Origin of the sequence: Microbacterium sp. NPDC077391, assembly GCF_040686955.1 — a bacterium.
Taxonomy (GTDB): Bacteria; Actinomycetota; Actinomycetes; order Actinomycetales; family Microbacteriaceae; genus Microbacterium; species Microbacterium commune.
Genome location: NZ_JBFBMI010000001.1, coordinates 390658 through 405465, shown reverse-complemented (window position 1 = coordinate 405465; position 14808 = coordinate 390658). Strand labels below are relative to the sequence as shown.

Here is a 14808-nt window from a genome sequence, read left to right as displayed (position 1 = left end):
CGACAGAGCGCAGTTCGGATTCTACGCGGGAAGACACCGGTGGTGGCAAGGGTCGTATCCGGACGGTGACCCGGATGCCCGGTTCGGATGCCCGCCATCACCCGGCCGCGAGCAGGGGTGCGAGGTTCTCGTTCCACACATCCACGCCGAGCTTCGCGATCAGCAGGATCACCACGCCGAGGAACACGACGCGAATGAAACCCGATCCGCGGGAGATCGCCATGCGGGAGCCGAGGTAGCTGCCTGCCGTGTTCGCGACGCCGAGGATGAGCCCCAGCAGCCACAGCACCGCGCCGTGCGGGATGAACAGGATCAGCGCTCCGGCGTTGGTGGCGAAGTTCACGATCTTCGCCTTCGCACTCGCCTGCAGGAAGTCGTAGCCCAGCAGGGCGACGAGCGTGATCACGAGGAACGTGCCCGTGCCGGGCCCGATCAGACCGTCGTAGAAGCCGATCACCAGGCCGGCGGCGCCGGCCGTGACGTGGTGGCGATGCCCCGAGAAGCGCAGCGCGGTCGCCGCGCCCAGCTGCGGCTTGAACGCGGTGAACAGGGCGACGGCCAGCAGCGCCACCACGATGATGGGTTTGAAGGCGGATGCCGGAAGCACGGTCGCCACGGCGGCTCCGCCGAATGAGCCGGCCAAAGCGATCGCCGCCATCGGCAGGGCGGTGCGGATGTCGGGTCTGGCCCGGCGGTAGTACGTCACGCTGCTCGTCGCCGTGCCGAAGATCGAGCCGAGCTTGTTCGTGGCCAGCGCCTGCACCGGCGTGATGCCGGGGATCAGCAGCACGGCGGGCAGCTGCAGCAGTCCCCCGCCGCCGACGACCGCGTCGATCCATCCCGCGCCGAACGCGGCGACGACGACGAGGACGAGCACGCCCCAGGTGAGCTGCTCGAGGCCGAGGAACGCGCCGATCTCCATCACAGTTCAGGATGTCAGATCGGCGCGTCCTCGCCGCACACGACGGGGCGGGCTTCGCGGCTCAGAGCACGCGGGAGAGGAAGTCCTGCGTGCGGGGGTGCTGCGGGTTCGCCAGCACCTCACGCGGGTCGCCCTGCTCGAGGATGTGGCCGCCGTCCATGAAGATCAGGCGCGAGCCGACCTCACGGGCGAAGCCCATCTCGTGCGTGACGACGAGCATCGTCATCCCCTCGTCGGCCAGCGTGCGCATGACCTGCAGCACCTCGCCGACCAGCTCGGGGTCGAGAGCCGAGGTCGGCTCGTCGAAGAGCATCATGTCGGGGTTCATGCACAGCGCACGCGCGATCGCGACACGCTGCTGCTGACCGCCGGAGAGGTGGCTGGGGAAGGCATCCGCCTTCTCCGCCAGACCCACACGCTCGAGCATCTCGCGGGCGACCTGCTCGGCCTCCTCCTTACCTCGCTTCTTCACGCGTCGCTGCGCGACGGTGAGGTTGCCGAGCACCGACAGGTGCGGGAAGAGGTTGAAGCTCTGGAACACCATGCCGATGCGCTGACGCACCCGGTCGATGTCGGTCTCGGGATCGGTGACGTCGATCCCCTCGATGAGCACCCGGCCGTCGGTGGGCTCCTCGAGCAGGTTCACCGAGCGCAGCAGCGTCGACTTTCCCGAGCCCGACGGACCGATGATGCACACGACTTCGCCGGTGTACACGGTGAGGTCGATGCCCTTGAGCACGACGTTGTCGCCGAACGCCTTGACCAGCCCCTGCACCTCGATCACAGGGGCGTGCACGTCGATCAGATCGGTGCTCATCGTTCCTTCGCCATCCGTCGTTCCAGCCACGCGGTGAACCGCGTGAGAGGAATGGTCACCACCAGGTACAGCAGCGCGGCCACGATCAGCGGCGTCGCGTTGGCGTTCGCCGAGTTCGCGTCGCGGGCGAAGGTGGTGAGCTCCTTCGACCAGATGAAGCTTCCCGCGATGAAGACGAGCGAGGTGTCCTTGAGCAGCAGCACCAGCTCGTTCGTCATCGGCGGGATGATGATGCGGAAGCCCTGCGGCAGGATGATCCAGAACATCGTCTTCATCGGCGACATGCCCAGCGAGCGGGCGGCCTCGGTCTGCCCCTTCGGGACGGCCTGGATGCCCGACCTGATGACCTCGGCGATGTACGCCGAGGCCACCAGGATGAGGCCGAGCAGACCGGCGCCGACCGGCCCGCCGGGAACCTTCCAGCCGAACACGATCGGCACGATGAAGGCCACCGAGAAGATCGTCAGCAGCGCAGGCAGCCCGCGGAAGAGCTCGATCCAGCCCGTCGCGACCCAGCGGAACAGGCCGATGCTCGACAGCTTCATCAGCGCCAGGACGATGCCCAGCAGCACCCCGCCGGTGAACGCGATCAGGGTGAACAGGATCGTGTTGCGCAGTCCGATCAGGATGATGTCGGGGAAGAGCTTCGCCGCCACCTCGAGATTGAAGAACTGCGGGATCGCCCGCTGCCAGTTGATCGAGAAGGCCACCGCCGCGACGACCGCGAAGAAGATGACGTACATCGTCACGCGATACAGCAGCGTTCTCGTTCTGCGCTTCAGCGCCATCGTCGGATGCCTTCCGTGGCGATCAGTTGGCGGCGAAGTACGAGTCGTAGATCTTGTCGTACTCGCCCTCGTCGCGCAGCTCCTGCAGCGCGTCGTCGATCGCCTCGCGCAGCTCGGCCTTCTCTCCCTTCGCGAAGGCGAAGCCGTACGACTCGTCGGTCTCGTAGGTCTCGACGATCGTGTAGTCGGAGTCCGCCTTCTCGTGCACGAGGTTCACCGGCTGATCCTGCAGGATCGCGTCGATCTGACCCGACTGCATGGCCGGCCACAGCTCTCCGTCGGAGGGGTACTGCACGAGCTCGGCGCCCTTGGCGTTCTCCTTGGCGTAGATCTCGCCGGTGGTGCCCTGCTGCACGCCGACGTTCTTGCCGTCGAGGTCGTCGATGCTCTTGATGTCCGAGTCGGCGCGCACCAGCAGCGACTGCAGCGAGTCGTAGTAGGGGTCGGAGAAGTCGATGTTCGCCTTGCGCTCCTCGGTGATCGTCATGGCAGACGCACCGAGGTCGCAGGTGCCGGCGAGCAGCGTGGCGCCGGACTGCAGCGCCTCGAACCCGGTGTCCTGCACCGCGAGCTTCAGGTCGAGCTTCTTCGAGATCGCGTCGAGCAGGTCGATGTCGAATCCGGTGTACCCGGTGCCGTTGTCGCCCCCCTCGAACTCGAAGGGCGGGTACGGGATGTCGGAGCAGACCGTCAGCGTGCCGTCCGTGACCAGACCGTAGTCCGCACCACCGGAGCCGGATGCCGGCGCGTCTGCGTCGGATCCGTTCTCGCTGCTCGCGCAGCCGGACAGAGCGAGGACGGCAGCAGCGGCGATGGCTGTACCGAGGATGAGAGGACGGCGCTTCATGGCCACTCCTTCGTGACGGGGGCTTGCGCCCGCGGGCGGGGTGAACTCATCTTGTCACGCGGGTCGGAACATCGTGGCAGCCCGGGGCCGTGATGCCATCACATTTGCGTTGCAAGGCAGGACGGATCAGATCTCGAAGTCGACGGCGACCCGGGATGCGACGACCGATTTGATGTACGCGCCGGCCTCCTTGTGCGCCGGGTGCACCTGGTACGCCTCGAGCGCGTCGAGCGAATCCACATCGGCGACCAGCGTGACATCCCAGTTGACGTCGGGGTGAGCGATGTTGGCGCCGGCCGACACCGCGCGCAGCTCGGGCACGACGCCCATCAGCGCGTTCAGACGACGAGCGACCTCGGCGGCCTGCTCGGCGCGCACGGCGGCATCCTCCGCGGCCAGCTTCCAGCTGACGACATGACGGATCACTTCATGGCCTCCTCGAGTGCCTGACGGAGCCGATCCGGCGAGACGCGCCAGTGCGTGTGCAGCTCGCCGTCGATCAGCAGGACGGGGATCTTCTCCCACCACCGCTCGTAGAGCGCGGGGTCGTCCGCGATGGACTTCTCGACGATCTCGAGACGCTCAGCCGCGGCATCCGGCATCTCGGCGACGACGGCGTCGACCACCTCGCTCGCGACCTCGCACAGGTGGCAGTCGGGCTTGCCGATGATCGTGAGGGTGGTCACTGCGCGACCGGACGACCCTGCGCCACCCAGGCGGCGGTGCCGCCCTCGACGTTGGTCGCGTCGTGTCCGCGCTCGGTCAGCGCCTCGACCACGCGAGCCGAGCGGCCGCCCAGCTCGCAGATCACATCGAACGCCTCGCCGGGCAGCTCGTCCAGGCGCCCGCCCAGCTCCGACATCGGCAGGTTGAGTGCGCCGGGCACGTGCCCGGCCTCGAACTCATGGCGCTCGCGCACATCGATCAGGGGCACGCCCTCTCGCTGAGCGAGCTGGTCGACGGTGATCGTCTTCACGGTTCTCCTTCTGTCGCCGCAGACACGAAGCGCCCCTTCGACAGGCTCAGGAGCCATGAGGGGCGCTCGGTGTCGTGCCGCTTACTTCTTGTTGCGGCGCTGGTGGCGAGTCTTGCGAAGCAGCTTGCGGTGCTTCTTCTTCGCCATGCGCTTGCGGCGCTTCTTGATGACTGAACCCACGGAAACCTCACTAAGTCAGGGGTTGGATGCCATGGAAACGGCACCCGGGTACGGGCACGGAAAAAATGCCTCGGACGATTCTATCAAATGCTCGCACGCCGCCCGAATCGGCGGTCAGCCGACATCGGCGTTCGGGGTGCGCAGGGCGTCGGCGACCGCCGACTCGGGAACGCGGTAGCTGCGCCCGAAGCGGATCGCCGGCAGCTCACCCGCGTGCACGAGGCGATACACGGTCATCTTGGACACGCGCATGATCTCGGCGACCTCGGCCACCGTCAGGAATCGAACATCGTGAACGTCGGGCATCCCCAGCACCCCTTTCTGCTGAAGCACAGCATATGGGGTTGCTGCGACGGCTGTAAACACGTGAGACGGATGTGACTGGCGGCTACGTGCCGAGCTTGCGCAGCGCCGACGTGACGACGTGCTTCGCCGAGGCGGCGGCGCGGCCGACGACCTCGGCCGCGTGGGCCGTCGCGGCCGGCAGCGGGGCGAACGGGATGTCGATCATCGGGGCCTGATCGCCGTACGCGTCGATCAGGAACGGCACGAGCCAGTCGTCGACCTCCTCGAGCGGACCCACGGAGAGGCTGTAGAAGCGGCGCTGGCCTTCTTCCCGCACGGTCACGAGGTTCGCCTCGCGCAGCACCTTGAGGTGCTTCGACACGGTCGGCTGGCTGATGCCCAGCTGACTGACGATCTGCGTCACGCTGGTGCCGCCGTCGCCCTCGGCCGACTCGCTCAGCAGCAGCCGAAGGATGTCTCGCCTCGTGCCGTCCGCGATCACGTCGAAGATGTCGGTCATCCCCTCAGGGTAGTAGGCGCCGCACGGGAGTACCATGACGGAGGCTCGGCGAACGACGTCGGCGGAGAGGGGAGCGATGTCGGGCATCGCGTCGGCATCGTCCCCGCAGGAGACACTGCGCGGTTTCGGCAGACGGGCCAGGCACCTGGTGACCTCGTCGCCCTCGCGCTTCGCGATCATCATCTTCGCCTCGCTCATCCTGCTGTTCACCGGTCTTCTGTCGCTGCCCCTCTCCTCGGCGGAGGGCACCGTCACGCCGCTGAGCGACGCGCTGTTCACCGCGATGTCGACGATCTGCGTCACGGGGCTCTCGACGGTCGACATGGCCAGCCACTGGTCGCCGTTCGGCAACGTGCTGCTGTTCATCGGCGTGAACATCGGCGGCATGGGCGTGCTGACCCTCGCGTCGGTGATGGGCATGGTGATCTCGAAGCGCCTCGGGCTGCGCGCCAAGCTGCTCGCGGCCGGAGACACCAACCCGATGCGCGCGCACGGCGGTCCGGTGAACGAGAGCCAGACCGTGCGGCTCGGCGAGGTCGGCCAGCTGCTCACCACGGTCGCGCTGTCGACGCTGGTGATCGAGCTCAGCGTCGCGCTGATGCTGTACCCCGCGCTGGTGTGGGCGGGCATCGACCCGTTCGCCGCCCTGTGGGAGGCGCCGTACTACGCCGCCATGTCGTTCACCAACACGGGGTTCACCCCCAACGCCGGCGGCGTGACCGTGTTCGCCGACGACTACCTCGTGCTGACCATCCTGATGATCAGCATGTTCCTGGGCAGCATCGGGTTCCCGGTGATCTACACCCTCGCCAAGCACGTGTGGCACGTGAAGCGCTGGTCGCTGCACTCGAAGCTCACCCTCATCACCACCGGGCTGCTCTTCGTGCTGGGCGCCGCGGTCTTCCTGCTTCTCGAGTTCGACAACCCGGCCACGTTCGGATCCATGGACGCCGGCGAGACGACCATGAACGCGTTCTTCCTGTCGGCGATGACACGCTCGGGCGGGTTCAACGTCATCGAGATGTCCGATCTGAACGGGTCATCGATGCTCGTCGCGTGCATGCTCATGTTCGTCGGCGGCGGCTCGGCATCCACCGCCGGCGGCATCAAGGTGACCACGCTCGCCGTTCTCGCCATCGCGGTGTGGTCCGAGGCGAAGGGACGCCAGTCGGTCGAGGTGTACGGCCGACGCATCCCGTCGGACGTGCAGCGCGTCGCCCTGTCGGTCGTCGCCTGGGGCGCGACCGTCGTCGCCCTCTCGACGGTGATCATCGCCCAGCTCACCAAGGCAGACGTCATCGACGTGCTCTTCGACGTCATCTCCGCGTTCGGCACCGTCGGCCTCAGCTCGGGCCTGACCGCCGAGCTCCCGGATTCCGCGAGCTACGTTCTCGCCGCAACGATCTTCATGGGGCGCGTTGGTACAGTGACACTCGCCGCGGCGGTCGCCGCGACCTCCCGATCGCAGCTCTATTCGCTGCCCGTCGAAAGGCCGATCGTTGGTTGAGATGGTGCGGGGCGACGCCCCGGTGCTCGTGATCGGACTCGGCCGCTTCGGCGCCGCCTGCGCCGGGGAGCTCGACCGGCTCGACCGCGAGGTGCTCGCGATCGACGGCGATCTCGGTCTCGTGCAGAAGTGGTCGGAGCGGGTCACCCACACCGTGCAGGCGGATGCTCGCAACATCGACGCCCTGCGGCAGATCGGCGCGCAGGACTTCCAGGTCGCGGTCGTCGCCGTCGGGTCGCTCATCGAGGCGTCCGTGCTGATCACGGCGAACCTCGTCGACCTGAAGGTGCCGCAGATCTGGGCGAAGGCGGTCTCGCAGTCGCACGGCAAGATCCTCGCGCGCGTCGGCGCGAACCACGTCATCTACCCCGAGCGCGAGGCCGGCGAGCGCGTCGCGCACCTGGTCAGCGGACGGATGCTCGACTTCATCCGCTTCGATGACGACTTCGTGCTCGCGAAGATGTACCCGCCGAAGTTCATCCGCGGGGTGCGACTGAACGAGTCGGGCGTGCGCTCCAAGTACAACGTGACCGTCGTGGGTGTGAAGAGCCCCGGCAAGCCGTTCCGCTACGCCGAGGCGAACACGGTGGTCACCAACCACGACCTCATCATCGTCTCGGGCACCAACGTCGACATCGAGCGCTTCGCGGGCCTCGACCGGTAGCCGCACGCCTACGCCGGGTGAGGCCCGGTCAGACCGCAGAGCGTCACCAGGCCTCAGGCGCCGGCGGCCAGCTCCTTCGCGCGCGCGAGCGCGGCGGCCGTCGCCTCTGCGAAGACGTCATCGAGCCGGGCATCCTGCAGCACGGCCACCGCCCGCTCGGTGGTGCCCTTCGGGCTGGTGACCCGACGGCGCAGCTCGGCGGGGTCTTCGCCGGATGCCGCGAGCAGGGCCGCGGCGCCGATGAACGTCTGCTCGGACATGAGGCGGGCATCGGCATCCGAGAACCCCATCCCGCGCGCCGCGTCCGTGAGCTTCTCGATCAGCAGGAACACGTAGGCGGGGCCGGATCCCGAGACGGTCGACAGCGCGTCGATCTGCGACTCGGGCACCTCGATCACCGCGCCGACCTTCTCGAACAGCGCGCGCACGAGCGCCATGTCGTCGTCGGTCGCCGCGGGGCCGCCGGCGATGCCGGTCACGGCTCGGCCGACCGTCGCGGGGGTGTTGGGCATCGAGCGCACCGTGTGCACCTTCTCGCCGAGCACCGCGGTGAAGGTCGCGAGAGTGACGCCGGCGGCGAGGCTCACCACGATCGCGTCGTCGCGCAGCGCCGGCGCGATCTCGCGCAGCAGGTCGGGCACCATGGCCGGCTTGACGCCCACGAGGATGATGCGCGCAGCGGCGACCGCCTCGGTGTTGCCGGCGGGGTTCTCGTCGAGCGCGATGCTGGTCACCCCGGCGAGGGATGCCAGGGCATCCGCCTTCTCTCGCGTGCGGTTGGTCGCGACGATCCCCCCGTCGACTGGGGCGCCGGACGCGACGACGCCCTGCAGGATCGCACCTCCCATCGAACCTGCTCCGAGGAAGGCGAGTGCGGGGAGGGAATCGGCCATGCCGCCCATCCTACGAGCGCATCCGGCGAGGCGCCGAGCCACCCGTGAGACGCGGGCGTCGCCGTCGTAGACTCGGGCCATGAGCGCATCCGGCGGCACCAAGGCGATCATCGCGGCTTTCCTTGCGAACCTGGGCATCGCCCTCGCGAAGTTCCTCGCGTGGGCGCTGTCCGGGTCGGCGTCGATGCTCGCCGAGGCGATCCACTCGGTGGCCGACTCGGGCAACCAGCTGCTCCTCATGCTCGGCAACCGCAGGGCCGCCCAGGAGGCGGACCGCTCGCACCCGTTCGGGTACGGCCGCGAACGGTACGTGTCGGCTTTCGTCGTGTCGATCATCCTGTTCTCGCTCGGTGGCCTGTTCGCGGTGTACGAGGGCGTGAACAAGATCGTCGACCCGCACGAGATCGACCAGACGTGGTGGTGGCTGCCGCTGGCGGTGCTGCTGGTCGCGATCGTGCTCGAGTCGATGTCGCTCCGCACCGCCGTGCGCGAGAGCAACGCCGTGCGCGAGCCCGGCCAGTCGTGGGTCTCGTTCATCCGCCGGTCGAAGGCTCCCGAGCTGCCCGTGGTGCTGCTCGAGGACACCGGTGCGCTCGTCGGCCTGACCTTCGCCCTGTTCGGGGTGGGCCTCACGCTGATCACCGGCGACCCGCTGTTCGATGCGCTGGGCACGCTGATGATCGGTCTGCTGCTGATCGCGATCGCGATCGTCCTGGCGATCGAGACGAAGAGCCTGCTCATCGGCGAGGGCGCGAGCCGCGCGGATCACGACCGCATCGTCGACGCCATCGTCGGTGGTCCCGACGTCGAGAAGCTGATCCACATCAAGACCCTCTACCTCGGTCCCGACGAGCTGATGGTCGCGGCGAAGATCGCCCTCACGTCCGACAAGACGGTGCGCGAGGCGGCCGCCGACATCGACGAGATCGAGAGCCGGATCCGGGATGCCGTTCCCGCCGCCCGCGTGATCTACCTCGAGCCCGACGTGTACCGGCCGGCGCTCGATCCCGAGCCCTCGACCGACGCGTTCGTCTTCCCGTCGTCGGACTGATCCTCTCGGCCGCTTCGGCCAGTCGGCCCATATGGCCGCCTCACCCCGCTCGATGCGACCAGATGGGACCTGCCGACGCCCGGAGGCTAGGCTCGCATCCATGACCGCCGCGGACCTCGATGCGATGCGTCGTGCCCTCGTGCTCGCCGCCGAGGCGGGTGCAGCCGGCGACGTGCCGGTGGGGGCAGTGGTACTGGATGCCCGCGGCGCCGTCATCGGCGAAGGGCGCAACCTCCGCCAGCAGACGCACGATCCGACCGCACACGCCGAGATCATCGCGCTGCGCGCTGCCGCCGAGAAGCACGGCGTGTGGAACCTCGAGCAGCACACCCTCGTGGTGACCCTCGAGCCGTGCATCATGTGTGCGGGCGCGATCCTGCAGGCCCGCATCGGCCGCGTCGTGTTCGGCGCCTGGGACGACAAGGCGGGCGCGGCGGGTTCGATGTACGACGTGCTGCGCGACCGGCGCCTGCCCTATCGCGCTGAGGTCGTCGGGGGCATCCGGGCCGACGAGGCGACGGCGCAGCTGCGGGCGTTCTTCGAGACACGGCGCTGAGCGGCACCCGCCGCATCCATCCGCCGCCCGGCGGAGCCGGGAACTCCCCCGTGAGAGGGATGATGAAGCGCCCGCGCGCCCGTAGCGTGAAGACATGGACAACAGCCCCGCACTCGTGATCATGCTGATGACGCTTCCGGCTCTGATCGGATCGGTGGTCGTGGCGGCGAACGCCAAGCGCATCAACGCCGCCGAGAAGAAGCGCCGCGCCGCCCGTGCTGGTGCGCATACGGTCGGCAAGTAATCTGTACCCATGCGCGTTCATGTGGCCGATCACCCGCTCATCACTCACAAGCTCACCGTGCTGCGGGATGAGAGGACCTCATCTCCGGTCTTCCGTCAGCTGACCGAGGAGCTGGTGACGCTGCTCGCCTACGAGGCGACGCGTGACGTCAAGGTCGAACCGATCGAGGTGAAGACCCCGGTCACGACGACGACGGGGGTGAAGATCGCCGAGCCGCGCCCGATCGTGGTGCCGATCCTGCGCGCGGGTCTCGGGATGCTCGAGGGCCTGGTCAAGCTGATCCCCACCGCCGAGGTCGGGTTCCTCGGCATGGTGCGCGACGAGGAGACCTTCGAGCCGACGACCTACGCCGAGCGACTGCCCGACGACCTCAGCGACCGGCAGTGCTTCGCCATCGATCCGATGCTCGCCACCGGCGGCTCGCTGGCCGCGGCGATCCAGTTCCTCTTCGATCGCGGTGCGAAGAACGTCACCGCGATCTGCCTGCTCGGCACCCCCGAGGGTGTCGCGGCGATCGAGAAGATGGTCGGCGACGCCGATGTGACCCTCGTGCTGGGCGCGCTGGACGAGCGCCTGAATGAGAAGGGCTACATCGTGCCCGGGCTCGGCGACGCCGGCGACCGCCTCTACGGCACGGTCTGACACGCGTCGGCGGTCACCGCGCCGGTCGACGCCACTGAGAGACCACATCCCGCATCCGAAACCGGTCGGGTGCGGGTTTCCCACGCGAGAAGTGGCTTCTCGCCTCAGACGGTGAGCACGTAGCCGCGTTCATCACCGAAGTGCTGGAATCCCGCACGGGCGAGGATCGGCGCGGAGGTGGCGATGCGACCCTTGACGAGCGCGGTCGTCGCGCCGAACTCCGCGCCGAGCCGCAGCCGTTCGGCCAGCACCGCTCGGTAGGCCCCTCTCCCCCGCGACTCGGAGAGGGTGGCAGCGCCCCAGAGGCGAACGAAGAGGCACGAAGGATGTCGTCGACAGCGTGCACGGCGTCGCCCATCACTCGCGGTCGGCGCCGACGAGATGCGCGAAGGCGCTCAAGCGCGCGACGCCCTCAGCAGTCCAGGGCAGGTCGTCGAGCAGTGCAGGCGAGTGCACCAGGTAGGCGACGCTCTTCGCCCGGGAGATGGCGACGTTGAGTCGATTCTGCAGCAGCAGGAACTCCGGCCCGCGCGGGGCGTCCCGTCCGCTGGACGCGGCGAGCGACGTGACCGACACGACCGCCTCCTTCCCCTGGAAGTTGTCGACGGTGCCGACGGCGACATCGCCGTATCCCGCCGCAGACAGCTCGTCGTGGACGAGCTGCTTCTGCGCGTTGTACGGAGCGACGACGATGATGTCGCGCTGCTCGAGCGGGCGTGGCGGGTCGTCGCGCATGCCGTCGACGTAGGTGCGGCCGATGAGACCGTGCACGATGCGCACCACCTCGGCGGCCTCCTCGGCCGACTGGGTGGAGTTGCCGCGATGGCGTATCGGCACGACGTGCAGGCCCGGCTCGACACCCTCGACGATGCGCCGCTCCGCTCCTGCAGCCGAGGCCAGCCGCCCCGCGTAGGACAGCTGCGAGACGGGCGCGGCGACGGCGGGATGCATGCGCCACGACTCGGCGAGGAAGTAGCCGTACCGCGGATCGATGACCGACGAGCCGTCCATCACCCAGCCGAGTGCCGACGTGTTCACCGGCTCGGGATGCGTGCCCTGACTGACCTGCGGCAGCTGCTGCGGGTCGCCGAGCAGCAGCAGCCGCTTCGCTCCCGCCGCGACCGCGATGGTGGAGGCGAGCGAGAACTGCCCGGCCTCGTCGATCACCAGCAGGTCCAGGCCGTTGCGCTCGACGCGCCGGGTGTTGCTGAAGTCCCACGCCGTTCCACCGACGACAGCCCCGTGGTGGGCGTGCTCGGCGAGGAAGGCGGCCATGCCGTCTTTGCGGATGACGGTGAACGCGGGCTCGGCGGCATCCGGATCCTTCGGGGCCTTCGCCACCTGCGCCGCCGGCACGCCGGCGGCCACGACGCGTTCGAGCAGATTCTCGACGATGGCGTGCGATTGCGCGACGACCCCGATGCGGTATCCGTGCTCGCGCACCAGCCGAGCGATCACGTGCGAGCCGGTGTAGGTCTTCCCGGTGCCGGGAGGGCCCTGCACCGCGAGATAGCTGTCGTCGAGGTCGAGCACGCTGCGGATGATCGCGTCGATGACGTCGCCGCTGCTCTCGACCGACGCAAGAGGGGATCCGGAGGTCGTGCGCGGCGGAATGCGACGCAGGATGTCGGTGGCGGCGTCGCTCGGGAAGTCCGGCGCCGCGTGATGCAGCGATGCCGCCCACTGCTCGATGGCGCCCTGCTGGGAGAGGACGTTCGGCGGCGCCGCCGGCGCGAGGGCGACGGGCAGCTCATCCCACACCTGGCCCTGCACGGTGCGCTCGCGCACCACGTAGCCGTCGTCGAGCACCTCGACGATCTCGACCTCGTGCGGCACGTGGATGACGCGCGAGGGCGCGGGCACGTCGAAGGGCGTGGGCACTGCGTAGAGCGCGAACGGGCGTCCGCCGACGTTCAGCGTGCTGCCCGGGGCGACCTCGCCGCGCAGGCGCACGAGCCTGGTCTGAGCTCGGCGACCCTCGTCGACAGCCCAGTCGCTGTCGACGCCACTGGAGCCCTCGTCGACGCGCAGCACGTCGCGGGTCGACTCCCAGATCGACACCGGCTCGCGCAGGCGCTGGAAGTGCCCCTGCCAGAAGCTCTTCGCCTCCCTCGGGTGGTAGTCGATCGCCGCGGCCGCGACCCGGTACGACGCCGCGGCCGACTCGTCATCCGCGCGGGTCGCCTCGGCCTGCAGCGCGAGTGACAGCGGTGAGGGCTCGTAGGCCCGGGTCTCGGGGTCGTCCGGCGGAGCGGGCACCACTCCGGCCTCTCTCGCGAGCGAGATCAGCCAGTCGCGCAGTCGCCTGGTCGACACGCAGTCGTAGCGGTTGTAGTCGGCGAGGTCATCGAGGATGGCCTGCGCCTCGGCATCCCGACCGGATGCCCGCAGCTCGCGCGCCTGCACGTATCGGACGATCGAGTCGTCGCCCTTCTGCACGTCGCTCGTGCGCACCTCGTCGCCCATGTAGAGCGGCTCGAGTCTCTTGATCGAGTACGAGCGCGATCCGATGCGCACCGAGCGCAGCACGATCGGGTACAGGTCGACGAAGACGCCCTCACGCAGCAGCCGGTCGACGTCAGCCTCTCCCGCCCCGTGCCGCGCCGCCATCGCGGCCAGATGCGATGTCTCGTACGGCGCGTAGTGATAGATGTGCATGTCGGGGTGCGTCTGCCGGCGCAGCTTCACGAACTCGAGGAAGTCGAGCAGCGCGGTCTTCTCGTCGGCGAAGGTGTGCGCCCACAGCGCCGAGTACTGCTCGGCGTTGTCTGTCCACCCGAACAGGTAGTCGATGCCCCATCGCGGGCTGTCACCGGGTGCGACGGCTTCGGTGTAGAGCGGGTCTCCCTCAAAGTCGAAGAACAGATCGCCGCGGCTGGGGCGGGGCATCATGCCGATGGCGTTCGCCGAGACGAGCTCGAAGGGCGGAGGAGCACCGGTCTCGGCCGGCGCCCCTGCCTGCAGCCGGGCCTGCGCGCGCAGCGCGCTGAAGGTGTCGGCGTTCATCCCGTCGGGCACGTCTGCGGCGTCGGCGAGATCGTCGATCGAGTGGATGCCCGCCGCGCGCAGCTTCTGCCGCTGCACGGGCCGCATGCGGGCGACCATCAGCAGGTCGCGGTGCGCCGCCACCTGCTCATCGCATGTCGCGCAGTGCCCGCACGCGGTGACCTGCAGGTCGCCGCGGTCGTCGCCCCAGGCCAGTGGCGCGCCCGCGGCACCGTCGGCGAGCCGGCGATCGGCGATCAGACTGCGCAGGCGAGCGCGGCGCACGTGGAACAGCGGAAGCAGATCGTCGACGCGGTGCGTGCTCGTCGTGCCGTCGCCGAGGATCAGGTCGACCTCGTCGGATCGAGGGATGCCGAGCCGATCGAGCTGATCGACATAGGCCCCGAGCTGCATCAGAGCGGTCGCGCGCGCCGTGCGGGCGAGCTTCGAGTCCTGCACACGCCAGCGCCCGGCGCTCTCCCCGGGAAGCGGCTCGTCGCGAGCGATGAAGTCGGCGAATCCGACGAACTCCGGGGTCGAGAACGCGGCCTGGAAGACCAATGACGCACCGGAGCGCAGGGCGCGCACGGTGGCGTCGACCGTGGCGGCCAGCTCGCCGGCATCCGCCGACGACACCTTCGGCAGCACCACCACGCCGGGACCGCCGTCGACGGACTCCCCCAGCTCGCCGATGTACCTCGCGAGGACCTTCTCCTCATGGCGGTCGCCTAGACGGGCTGCGCGTTCGAGCGTGGCGTCCTCGGGCTCTTCCACCGCGGGAACGCGACCGAGCTTCGCGTCGAGAGCCCGTGACCAGGCGAACTCGCACTCCGCCGCCAGCTTCAGGTCGCTGGCACTCCAGACGACCCGGTTCTCCGCTGCGATGACCCGCACGATGCCCCTCTCCCTTGCCTGCCTTCGACACTATCCG

19 protein-coding genes are annotated in these 14808 nt (G+C 68.9%); 6 read left to right on the top strand and 13 right to left on the bottom strand.

Translation table 11 applies throughout. The features are described from left to right. Positions 1–97 precede the first annotated feature (97 nt). The 10 genes from AB0O65_RS01875 to AB0O65_RS01830 form a co-directional block, all read right to left on the bottom strand. A complete protein-coding gene (locus tag AB0O65_RS01875) occupies positions 98–922 on the bottom strand; it encodes a TSUP family transporter (RefSeq protein WP_363382550.1) in 825 nt (274 codons plus the stop codon). Between the two features lie 61 nt (positions 923–983). Further along, positions 984–1739 (bottom strand): amino acid ABC transporter ATP-binding protein, encoded by a 756-nt coding sequence (locus AB0O65_RS01870; protein ID WP_363382548.1) that lies wholly within the window; start codon positions 1737–1739, stop codon positions 984–986. Further along, positions 1736–2527, bottom strand: a complete 792-nt coding sequence (locus AB0O65_RS01865) for an amino acid ABC transporter permease (protein ID WP_191712139.1) — start codon at positions 2525–2527, stop codon at positions 1736–1738. The genes AB0O65_RS01870 and AB0O65_RS01865 overlap by 4 nt, the downstream gene beginning before the upstream one ends. Before the next feature lie 22 nt (positions 2528–2549). Then, positions 2550–3374 carry a basic amino acid ABC transporter substrate-binding protein gene (locus tag AB0O65_RS01860; protein ID WP_191712140.1) on the bottom strand — a complete coding sequence of 275 codons (825 nt, stop codon included), beginning with the start codon at positions 3372–3374 and terminating at the stop codon, positions 2550–2552. A 126-nt stretch (positions 3375–3500) separates the two neighbouring features. Further along, positions 3501–3800 carry a Dabb family protein gene (locus tag AB0O65_RS01855; protein WP_071645025.1) on the bottom strand — a complete coding sequence of 100 codons (300 nt, stop codon included), beginning with the start codon at positions 3798–3800 and terminating at the stop codon, positions 3501–3503. Continuing rightward, complete coding sequence (locus tag AB0O65_RS01850; RefSeq protein WP_071645024.1) at positions 3797–4060, bottom strand: glutaredoxin family protein; 264 nt, start codon at positions 4058–4060, stop codon at positions 3797–3799. Before AB0O65_RS01850 ends, AB0O65_RS01855 begins: the two co-directional genes overlap by 4 nt. Continuing rightward, entirely contained in the window at positions 4057–4350 is a 294-nt protein-coding gene (locus AB0O65_RS01845; RefSeq protein ID WP_071645023.1) for a rhodanese-like domain-containing protein, read from the bottom strand. The genes AB0O65_RS01850 and AB0O65_RS01845 overlap by 4 nt, the downstream gene beginning before the upstream one ends. Before the next feature lie 81 nt (positions 4351–4431). Then, positions 4432–4530 (bottom strand): AURKAIP1/COX24 domain-containing protein, encoded by a 99-nt coding sequence (locus AB0O65_RS01840; protein ID WP_003792170.1) that lies wholly within the window; start codon positions 4528–4530, stop codon positions 4432–4434. A gap of 114 nt (positions 4531–4644) precedes the next feature. After that, entirely contained in the window at positions 4645–4836 is a 192-nt protein-coding gene (locus tag AB0O65_RS01835; protein ID WP_071645022.1) for a helix-turn-helix domain-containing protein, read from the bottom strand. Between the two features lie 82 nt (positions 4837–4918). Then, on the bottom strand, positions 4919–5335 hold the full coding sequence (locus AB0O65_RS01830) for a metalloregulator ArsR/SmtB family transcription factor (RefSeq protein ID WP_071645044.1): 417 nt from the start codon (positions 5333–5335) through the stop codon (positions 4919–4921). Between the two features lie 76 nt (positions 5336–5411). Between AB0O65_RS01830 and AB0O65_RS01825 the strand changes: the two genes are divergently transcribed. Next, positions 5412–6842, top strand: a complete 1431-nt coding sequence (locus AB0O65_RS01825; protein ID WP_313478980.1) for a potassium transporter TrkG — start codon at positions 5412–5414, stop codon at positions 6840–6842. Next, entirely contained in the window at positions 6835–7506 is a 672-nt protein-coding gene (locus AB0O65_RS01820) for a TrkA family potassium uptake protein (RefSeq protein ID WP_071645020.1), read from the top strand. Before AB0O65_RS01825 ends, AB0O65_RS01820 begins: the two co-directional genes overlap by 8 nt. A 53-nt stretch (positions 7507–7559) precedes the next feature. Here the strand turns inward: AB0O65_RS01820 and proC are convergent, their stop codons facing one another. Continuing rightward, positions 7560–8399, bottom strand: a complete 840-nt coding sequence (gene proC / locus AB0O65_RS01815) for a pyrroline-5-carboxylate reductase (protein ID WP_313478984.1) — start codon at positions 8397–8399, stop codon at positions 7560–7562. 79 nt (positions 8400–8478) lie between these two features. Here proC and AB0O65_RS01810 point away from each other — a divergent pair, with 79 nt between their 5' ends. The 4 genes from AB0O65_RS01810 to upp all read left to right on the top strand — a co-directional run bounded on the left by AB0O65_RS01810 (position 8479) and on the right by upp (position 10892). After that, positions 8479–9450 (top strand): cation diffusion facilitator family transporter, encoded by a 972-nt coding sequence (locus AB0O65_RS01810; protein ID WP_071645018.1) that lies wholly within the window; start codon positions 8479–8481, stop codon positions 9448–9450. A 100-nt stretch (positions 9451–9550) separates the two neighbouring features. Continuing rightward, entirely contained in the window at positions 9551–10006 is a 456-nt protein-coding gene (tadA, locus tag AB0O65_RS01805; RefSeq protein WP_071645017.1) for a tRNA adenosine(34) deaminase TadA, read from the top strand. Between the two features lie 94 nt (positions 10007–10100). Next, the gene (locus AB0O65_RS01800; RefSeq protein WP_177243889.1) at positions 10101–10250 is read left to right on the top strand and encodes a hypothetical protein; all 150 of its coding nucleotides are present in this window, start codon (positions 10101–10103) and stop codon (positions 10248–10250) included. Between the two features lie 9 nt (positions 10251–10259). Further along, complete coding sequence (gene upp, locus AB0O65_RS01795) at positions 10260–10892, top strand: uracil phosphoribosyltransferase (RefSeq protein ID WP_071645016.1); 633 nt, start codon at positions 10260–10262, stop codon at positions 10890–10892. Positions 10893–10996: 104 nt separating this feature from the next. Here upp and AB0O65_RS01790 read toward each other — a convergent pair whose 3' ends face one another. After that, on the bottom strand, positions 10997–11143 hold the full coding sequence (locus tag AB0O65_RS01790) for a hypothetical protein (RefSeq protein WP_256221174.1): 147 nt from the start codon (positions 11141–11143) through the stop codon (positions 10997–10999). A 106-nt stretch (positions 11144–11249) separates the two neighbouring features. After that, positions 11250–14771 (bottom strand): TM0106 family RecB-like putative nuclease, encoded by a 3522-nt coding sequence (locus AB0O65_RS01785; protein ID WP_363382541.1) that lies wholly within the window; start codon positions 14769–14771, stop codon positions 11250–11252. Between the last annotated feature and the right edge of the window lie 37 nt (positions 14772–14808).